Annotated in this window: 8 protein-coding genes; 5 read left to right on the plus strand and 3 right to left on the minus strand. The window is 75.0% G+C overall.

Annotation, left to right across the window (positions count from 1 at the left end):
* Positions 1 to 9: 9 nt before the first annotated feature.
* Entirely contained in the window at positions 10 to 210 is a 201-nt protein-coding gene (locus J7E97_RS04800) for a hypothetical protein (RefSeq protein ID WP_215022644.1), read from the minus strand.
* A 120-nt stretch (positions 211 to 330) separates the two neighbouring features.
* Here J7E97_RS04800 and J7E97_RS04805 point away from each other — a divergent pair, with 120 nt between their 5' ends.
* The 5 genes from J7E97_RS04805 (at position 331) to J7E97_RS04825 (ending at position 6,578) form a co-directional block, all read left to right on the plus strand.
* Positions 331 to 1,080, plus strand: a complete 750-nt coding sequence (locus J7E97_RS04805) for an aminoacyl-tRNA hydrolase (protein ID WP_215022651.1) — start codon at positions 331 to 333, stop codon at positions 1,078 to 1,080.
* Between the two features lie 241 nt (positions 1,081 to 1,321).
* Positions 1,322 to 2,797, plus strand: a complete 1,476-nt coding sequence (locus J7E97_RS04810; protein ID WP_215022653.1) for a DUF692 domain-containing protein — start codon at positions 1,322 to 1,324, stop codon at positions 2,795 to 2,797.
* Entirely contained in the window at positions 2,794 to 3,867 is a 1,074-nt protein-coding gene (locus tag J7E97_RS04815) for a TIGR04222 domain-containing membrane protein (protein WP_215022655.1), read from the plus strand. Before J7E97_RS04810 ends, J7E97_RS04815 begins: the two co-directional genes overlap by 4 nt.
* 84 nt (positions 3,868 to 3,951) lie before the next feature.
* On the plus strand, positions 3,952 to 4,743 hold the full coding sequence (locus tag J7E97_RS04820) for a TIGR04222 domain-containing membrane protein (RefSeq protein WP_215022656.1): 792 nt from the start codon (positions 3,952 to 3,954) through the stop codon (positions 4,741 to 4,743).
* Between the two features lie 80 nt (positions 4,744 to 4,823).
* Complete coding sequence (locus J7E97_RS04825) at positions 4,824 to 6,578, plus strand: alpha/beta hydrolase (RefSeq protein WP_215022659.1); 1,755 nt, start codon at positions 4,824 to 4,826, stop codon at positions 6,576 to 6,578.
* A gap of 107 nt (positions 6,579 to 6,685) precedes the next feature.
* Here J7E97_RS04825 and hemQ read toward each other — a convergent pair whose 3' ends face one another.
* Both hemQ and J7E97_RS04835 read right to left on the minus strand, forming a co-directional pair.
* Positions 6,686 to 7,399 carry a hydrogen peroxide-dependent heme synthase gene (gene hemQ / locus J7E97_RS04830; protein WP_215022661.1) on the minus strand — a complete coding sequence of 238 codons (714 nt, stop codon included), beginning with the start codon at positions 7,397 to 7,399 and terminating at the stop codon, positions 6,686 to 6,688.
* Between the two features lie 4 nt (positions 7,400 to 7,403).
* A partial coding sequence (locus J7E97_RS04835; protein ID WP_215022669.1) for an NAD(P)/FAD-dependent oxidoreductase occupies positions 7,404 to 8,087 on the minus strand: 684 nt, incomplete at its 5' end.

Genomic DNA, 8,087 nt, shown 5'->3' on the forward strand with positions numbered 1-8,087 from the left:
TAGTAGTCCTCAGCCGGAGCAGGCCGTGCGCTGCGCGTCCTGCCACTCGCACACCGGGCACAGCACCACGCCCGGTGTCGCGACCCCGTACTCGGTGGGCTTGCCGCACTGCACGCAGTCGGCGTACGGCGGCCCGGCCACCCTTCCGGCGGGCGCCGCGGGGGCGGGGTAGTACGAGGAGTCCTGCGGGCTCTGCTCGGTCTCGTCCATGCGTACGAGCCTACTCACCGCATCCTGCTCCGGCGCGCAGCGAGTGGGTCTTGGACCCACGGCCGCCGCTCCTCCCCCTCGGACATCGTCCTGACGGCGGAGGCTGGCAAACTTGGCCGGATGAGCACCGAGCACACGCAGCAGGACACCCCGGTACCCGCCGTCGGGTCGGACAGCCCCTTCCGGCAGGAGCGGATCGCCCGCGACGAGGCACCGCAGTTCGTGCTTCCGCTGGTGGTGCGGATCGAAAAGGTCGACCCGCCGGCCCGGACCGACGCCCTGGAGACGGCGGCGCGCGCGGTGCTGGTGCTGCTGACGGACGAGCGGTCGGCCGGCGACGGCGAGTGGGCCGGGGCGGTCCGGGACTGGCAGGACGCGCGCATCCGCAAGGTGGTCCGCCGGGCGCGCGGGGCGGAGTGGCGCAAGGCCGGGACCCTGCCGGGCCTCACGGTGCACGGTGCGGTGTCGCAGGTACGGGTCTTCCCGCCGGTCCCGCTCGACGGCTGGCCCAAGGAGCTGGCCAAGCTCCAGGTGTCCGGCACCGACCTCGACGACCCGGAGCCGCCCGCACCCCCGCAGGCCGGACTGCCGGTCCTCTGGATCAACCCCGACCTGGACATGTCGGCCGGCAAGGCCATGGCCCAGGCCGGACACGCGGCGCAGTTGGCGTGGTGGGAGCTGACCGGCCCGGAGCGCGCCGCGTGGCGGGACCGCGGCTTCCGGCTCGCCGTACGCATGGCCGCGCGCGAGCGGTGGGCCGAGCTGGCCGGGAGCGGGCTGCCCGTGGTGCGCGACGCGGGGTTCACGGAGATCGCCCCGGGTTCGTGCACGGTGGTCGCGGACCATCCCGCGCTGCGCGCGCGGCTCTGACCGGACCGCCCGTCCCGGCGCCCGCCCTCGCGGGGCTCGTCCGTGCGCATGCGCATCCGGTCCCTCGGGTCCCGGTCGGATCTCGGTCGGATCTCGGTCGGATCCCGTTCTCGCGGATCCGACCGAGATCCGGCCGGGACGGGAACCTCAAATGTTGCTCTGAACGTCCCCCTGGGCGGTTGGCTCGACTCCGTCGGGGCCATGACATCGGCAGACGGACCGATGAGGGGGGCGAGGGGACATGAAGCCCATGGCACACCTGGGGGTGGGCATCGGCTGGCGGCCGGAGATCGCGGACGCCGTGGAAGGCCTGCCCGGCCTGGACTGGGTCGAGGTGGTGGCCGAGAACATCTGCCCCGGCCACCTGCCGCAGCCGCTGCTGCGGCTGATGGAACGCGGGGTCCGCGCGGTTCCGCACGGGGTCTCCCTCGGACTCGGCGGCGCCGACCGGCCGGACGCGGGGAAGCTGGCCGCGCTCGCAGAGCGGGCGGTGGCGCTGGGGGCGCCGCTCGTCACCGAGCACATCGCCTTCGTACGGACGTCCTCGGCCGCGCCGGGGCCGGCGCTCGAGGCCGGCCACCTGCTGCCCGTGCCACGGACCTGGGACGCGCTGCACGTGCTGTGCGAGAACGTACGGATCGCGCAGGACGCGCTGCCGGTGCCGCTGGCGCTGGAGAACATCGCCGCGCTGGTGTCCTGGCCCGGCGAGGAGCTCACGGAGGGGCAGTTCCTGACGGAACTGGTGGAGCGTACGGGGGTGCGGCTGCTGATCGACGTGGCCAACCTGCACACGAACCGGGTGAACCGGGGCGAGGACCCGGCGGCCGTCCTGGCGGGCGTTCCGCTGGAGGCGCTGGCGTACGTCCACGTCGCCGGGGGCGTGGAGCGGGGTGGGGTGTGGCACGACACGCACGCGCATCCCGTACCGCGGGTCGTCCTCGACGTCCTGGCGGAGCTCCGCTCCAGGGTGGAGCCGCCGGGGGTGTTGCTGGAGCGGGACGACAACTTCCCGCCGGACGGGGAGCTGGAGGGCGAACTCATGGCGATCCGCCGGGTACTGGACTCCGCGGGACCCGCCGGCCCCGTCCGGACCCGGTCCGCGGCCGTGGCCGTGGCCGCGGCCACGGCCACGGCCACGGCCACGGCGCATGCGACGGCACCGGCCACGGCGACGGAACCGGCGGCACCGGTCACGGTCACTGCCACGGCGGCGGCGATGTCCGTCGTACGGACCGGCGCGCCGGGAACGGCTTCGGCACCGGAGCCGGAGCCGGGGGACGCGACGGCCCGGCTGGACCCGGGCCTCGAAAAGGCCCGGACGCGCGTCGCGATCGGGCAGGCGGCCCTGCTGTCGGCGCTCGTCGCCGGCACGCCGGTGCCCGAGGGGTTCGACCGGCAGCGGGTACGGGTGCAGGCGCGGGCGCTCGCGGCCAAGCGGGCCGGGGTCGTGGCCCGGCTGGCCCCCGAGCTTCGCGAGATCCTGGGCGGCGAGGAGCCGTACCGGGAGGCCTTCCTCACATACGCCCGGCACCGGCCCCTGACCGCCGGATACCGGCGCGACGCGCTGGACTTCGCCGAGCACCTGCTGATCCGGGACCTGCCCGCCGATCCCGCCGCCCGGCGCCGGCTCACGCGCTGGTGGCAGGACCGGTCCGGGTCGCGGCCCACGCGCCGCGTGGTGCGCTGGGCCCGCGCCTTGACGGGGAGAGCCGCATGAACTTCTTCGACTACCTGGCCGTCGCCGTCTGGGCCGGCGTCATCCTCTCCACCGTGCGGCTCCTGCGCGGTCTGCGCCGGTCGCAGCCGTCCACCCTCGGCCCCGCCCCCCGCCTGCACGACCTCTCCGAGGCCGCGTTCATGGCGGGCGGACCCGGCGCCGTGGTCGACGCGGCGCTCGTCTCCCTGCTCTGCGACGGCCGGATGGTGGTCGGCGGACCGGGCATCGTCCAGGTGCGGCCGGGAGTGCGGGCCGGCGATCCCGCCGAGCGGGCCGTGCTCCAGGCCCAGCAGGGCGCTCCCTCCGGCTGGCTGTACCAGATCCGCTACGCCGCCATGCGCGACCCCGCCGTCCAGGAGACCGGCGACGCGCTGGCCGCCCGCGGCCTGATCGCCCCGCCCGGCGGCCGGCGCGCGCAGTACCGCCACGGGGTGATCCAGGCGGTGGCGAGCGGGGTGGTGCTGATCCTGTCCCTGCCGCTCACCTTCGTCGCCCTCGCCCTGCAGGCCGGCCCGGGCACCTTCCGCGTGCCGTTCATCATCGAGGTGTTCCCCGTCCTGCTGGGCGGGATCGTCATGGGCGTCGCCGGTGCCTCGCGCGCCCGGCAGCGGATCACCGGGGCGGGGGCCGCGGCGCTGCGCGACATCCGCGCCCACTACCGGACCGACCAGAACCCGTACGTCCGGACGTCGCTGTTCGGGCTGCGGGGCCTGCGTGATCCGTACCTGCGCGAGCAGCTGGTGCCGGCGGCCCGCGGGACCCGGCTGGCGGCGGCCCAGGCCGGTGCGCGTAGGGGCGGTTCCGGCCGTTCGGGCTCGGACGGCCTCTGGGCGGCCGGCGCCGAGGCGGTTCCGGTCGTCTGGTGCGCGGGCGGTGACGGCGGCGGGTCGGGCGGATCCGGCGGTTCGGGCTGCGGATCCGGTGCGAGCTGCGGGTCTTCGGGCGGAGGCGGTTCCTCGGGGTCGGGCTGCGGGTCCTCCGGAAGCAGTTGCGGAAGCAGCTCTTCGAGCTGTTCCAGCAGTTCGAGTTGTAGCAGTTCGTCCGGTTCCAGCTGCTCCAGCAGTTCCTGACCGTCCATCACGGACCCGTCACGGGCTGCTCACACCTCGGCACGACCCTATGCCCGGCGGTTCCCCACCTTGTAGAAAGCGGGCATGTTCTGGGTCTTGTTCCTGTTCCTGGCCTGGGCGGGCGTGCTGCTCGCGTGCGCCCGCCTCCTGAGGGCCGCCGACGGGGCCGCGGAACCCGCCACCGGGTCCGCCGCCCCGCACCGCCGCCACCACGACGAGCTGAGCCTGTACGAGGCCGCGTACCTCGCCGGCGGCCCGGAGCGGGTGGCCGACCTGACGCTGCTGTCGATGCAGCGTCAGCGGCGGCTGCTGCTCGCGCACACCGGCTGGGTCACCGTGGTCGATCCGGTCGGGCGCGATCCGTACGAGCGGTCCGTGCTCGGCGCGTTCGGGCCGGACGGGCAGGAGCAGGTGGTGTGCGTACGCACGGCCGCGGAACGCGATCCGGCGGTACGGGCCCTCGCCGACCGGCTGGGCGACGCCGGCCTCGCGCCGCGCGCCGGTACCCGGCAGGGGACGGGCGAGGGGGTCCGGTCGGTCCGGCAGGCCTGCGGGCTGGTCGTTGCCATGACGGTGGCCGCGCTGTGCGTACCGGCGCCGGAGGCCACGACGGGGATGATCCTCAGCTGGTTCGCGCTGCCGCTGATCCTGACGCTGGGCTGCCTGGCCATAGCCCGCTTCGAGGGGCACGCGCACTCCCCGTGGGCCTCCCCCGCCGGGCAGCGGCTGCTCGTGGAGCTGGCGCGGGAGCGGGGCGCGCGGGGCTCGCTCACCGCGGTGGCCGTACGGGGGCTGCGCGCGGTCACCGAGCCCGAGCTGCGGGCGGCGCTCGCGTACGGCAGGCGGGGGCGCGGGGCCGGGCAACGGGGGTATTGAGCGCGACACCGGCCGCTGATCCTGTACAGGGGCCCGTCCGCCGGATCTCATCGGAGCATCCGATGAGATGAGGATCCGTCATGCGCAGACCGAGCCGCCGCGCGCTCCGCGCCGCACTGGTCCTCGGGCTGGCCGTATCGCTCCCGGCCCTGCCCACGGCCCAAGCACGGCCCGGGGGCCCGACGGCACCGGCCGGGCCGACCGCACCTGTCGGGCCGACCGCACCGACCCCACCGGCCACACCGGCCACACCTGTCGGGCCGACCGGGCCGACCGGGCCGACCACACCGACCCCCACCGAGGACGCCGGAGCCGAGCTCGTCGCCCGGCGCTCGGGGCAGGGGCTGGAGTTCGGTCCCTGCCCCGTGGTCGAGGGGCTCGGCCCGGACGTGCGGTGCGCCACCCTGCGGGTGCCCCTCGACTACGCGCGGCCCGACGGCCCGCAGATCGGCATCACCGTCAGCCGGGTCCGCGCCACCGGAGCCGGCGGAGCCGCACGGCAGGGGGCGCTCGTGTACAACCCCGGTGGCCCCGGCGGGAACGGGATGTTCTTCCCGCTCGTCGCCGACCGGCCCGAGTGGCGGCGCGTGCACGCCGCCTACGACCTCGTCGGCTATGCCCCGCGCGGCGTCGGCCGATCCGGTCCCCCGCTGTCCTGCCAGGATCCGGCCCGGTACGCCCCCGCGCCGACGAAGGCCCCGTCGGCGGCGCCGGACCCCGCCGACAAGGCGGAGCGCCTCGCCGCCGCCGGGGCCTACGCGCTCGGCTGCGCCCGGCGGACCGGCCCGGACCGCCTGGGCCACTACACGACCCTGAACAACGTCCGCGACCTGCACGTGCTGCGCGCCGCGCTCGGCGAGCCGAAGCTGAACTTCATGGGGGCCTCGTACGGCACCTACCTGGGCGCCGTCTACGCCACGCTCCACCCCGCCCACGTCCGTCGGATGGTCTTCGACTCGGCCGTCGACCCCGCGCCCGACCGCGTCTGGTACCGGAACAATCTGGCCCAGGCCCCCGGATTCGAGCGGCGCTGGCGCGACTTCCGCGCCTGGGTGGCCCGCCACCACGCCACGTACGGGCTGGGCACCACCCCCGAGGCCGTGCTGTCGAGCTACGAGCGCGTCCGCGGGGCACTGGACCGCGAACCGGCGGGCGGGGTCGTCGGCACCGGGCAGCTGCACGCGGCGTACCTGCGGGCCGCGTACTACGACGAGGTCTGGCCGGAGCGCGCGGCGGCGCTGGCGGCGTTCCTGCGAGGCGATCCGGGTCCGCTGACCGCGCTCGCCGCCCCGGACCCGGCGGCGGCCGCCGAGGGCGAGAACGCGACGGCCGCGTACACGGCGACCCTGTGCAACGACGCCCCGTGGCCCGCCGACTGGGAGACCTGGGACCGCGACAACACCGAACTGGCGCGCACGGCCCCCTTCGAGACCTGGGCCAACGCCTTCCTCAACCTGCCCTGCGCCCGGTGGCCGGTGCCCGAGCGGCAGCGCCCGGTGGACGTGGGCGGGCCGGCGGCCGCGCTGCTCCCCCGTACGCTCGTCGTCGCGGCCGAGCGGGACGGCGCGACCCCGTACCCGGGCGCGCTGGAGCTCCAGCGGCGGCTCGGATCCGAGGCGGCGCTGGTGACGGAAGAGGGGGCCGGCACCCACGGCGTGGTCGGCGGACGCAACGACTGCGTGGACCGACACGTGGAGCGGTACTTGCTGACGGGTGACACCTCGGCCTGGCGTGTCACGTGTGCGCCGCATCCGGAGCCCGCACCGGTGTCGCTGGACGGCCGGGCAGCCAAGGCCGAGGGGCACCCCAGGGCCTTGCTGCCGCCAGTCGTCTGAACTTCCGGGCGGGATCTCCGGCTGCGTCGATTCGGGGGCAGGGCCTCCCGATCCAACCGGCAGGACCGCGGTCAGCGGTCCTCCGGTCCTTCCCCCCAGGGGAGGTCTCAGGCGAGTCCGGCCACCAGATCGGCGACGGACTTGCGGCGCCCGGTGTAGAAGGGCACTTCTTCACGGACGTGCATGCGGGCCTCGGAGGCGCGCAGGTGACGCATGAGGTCGACGATGCGGTACAGCTCGTCGGCCTCGAAGGCCAGCATCCACTCGTAGTCGCCGAGCGAGAAGGAGGCGACGGTGTTGGCGCGCACGTCGGGGTAGCCGCGGGCCATCATGCCGTGGTCCTTGAGCATGCGGCGACGGTCCTCGTCGGGCAGCAGGTACCAGTCGTAGCTGCGCACGAAGGGGTAGACGCTGACGTAGTCGCGCGGCGTCTCGTCGGCCAGGAAGGCCGGAATGTGCGACTTGTTGAACTCGGCCGGGCGGTGCAGGGCCATGTTCGACCACACCGGCTCCAGCGCGCGGCCCAGCTTGGTGCGGCGGAACAGGTTGTACGCGGCCTGCAGCTCGTCGGAGGTCTCCGCGTGCCACCAGATCATGATGTCCGCGTCGGCCCGCAGGCCGGACACGTCGTAGGTGCCGCGGACGGTGATGTCCTTGGCGCCCAGCTGGTCGAACAGCTCCTGGACCTCGTCGGCGTAGCCGGCGCGGTCCTCCGGCAGGACGTCCTTCAGCTTGAAGACGGACCACAGGGTGTAGCGAATGACCTCGTTGAGGTCTTTCGCCTTCTTCCCCGCGTTGGGAATCTTCTCTGGTGCAGTCATGTGTCTATTGTCCCGTGCGCTGATCAGTGGTCTGTGCCAGGGGTGCCCCACCGGTCCCCAACGTGGCGATCACCACGTCGGCGGCTTTGCCGGCACTGGCGATGCACGCCGGGATGCCGACCCCGTCGTACAGCGCGCCGCACACCGCGAGGCCCGGCAGGGCCGCCACGGCGGTGCGGATCCGGGCCACCCGGTCGAGGTGGCCCACGGGGTACTGGGGCAGGCCGCCGTCCCAGCGGGTGACGGTGGAGGCGACCGGGCGGGCGGCGGGCGCGAGGCCCACGGCCTCGCCGAGGTCGGTGAGCGAGACGTCGACCAACTCCTCGTCGGAGCGCCCCAGATCGGCGTCGTCGCCGTACCTGCCGACGGACGTCCGCAGCAGGAAGAGCTCGGGATCGGCCCCGGCCCAGGCCCACTTGTTGCTGGAGAAGGTCGACGCCTTGATGGTCCGGCCGTCCACGGGCGGTACGAGGAAACCGCTCGCGCCGCCTTCGGTGACCGCGGCCGGCAGGTCGCGGCGCCGCCACGCCATGGTGACCAGGGCCATGGAGGCGTACTCGGCCCCGCGCAGCTCGGCGGCCGCGGCGGGCGCGAGCCCGTCCAGCAGCCGGGCGGCGGGCCCGGCCGGGGTGGCCAGGACCACGCCGTCGGCCTCGAAGACCTCGGTGCCGCCGCGGGTGTCGGCGAC

The sequence above is a fragment of the Streptomyces sp. ISL-66 genome (assembly GCF_018614135.1).
Classification (GTDB): Bacteria; Actinomycetota; Actinomycetes; order Streptomycetales; family Streptomycetaceae; genus Streptomyces.

Coding starts and splice junctions, on each gene's coding strand:
- J7E97_RS04800 (WP_215022644.1), bottom strand. CDS start 210: ATGGACGAGACCGAGCAGAGCCCGCAGGACTCCTCGTACTACCCCGCC.
- J7E97_RS04805 (WP_215022651.1), top strand. CDS start 331: ATGAGCACCGAGCACACGCAGCAGGACACCCCGGTACCCGCCGTCGGG.
- J7E97_RS04810 (WP_215022653.1), top strand. CDS start 1,322: ATGAAGCCCATGGCACACCTGGGGGTGGGCATCGGCTGGCGGCCGGAG.
- J7E97_RS04815 (WP_215022655.1), top strand. CDS start 2,794: ATGAACTTCTTCGACTACCTGGCCGTCGCCGTCTGGGCCGGCGTCATC.
- J7E97_RS04820 (WP_215022656.1), top strand. CDS start 3,952: ATGTTCTGGGTCTTGTTCCTGTTCCTGGCCTGGGCGGGCGTGCTGCTC.
- J7E97_RS04825 (WP_215022659.1), top strand. CDS start 4,824: ATGCGCAGACCGAGCCGCCGCGCGCTCCGCGCCGCACTGGTCCTCGGG.
- hemQ (WP_215022661.1), bottom strand. CDS start 7,399: ATGACTGCACCAGAGAAGATTCCCAACGCGGGGAAGAAGGCGAAAGAC.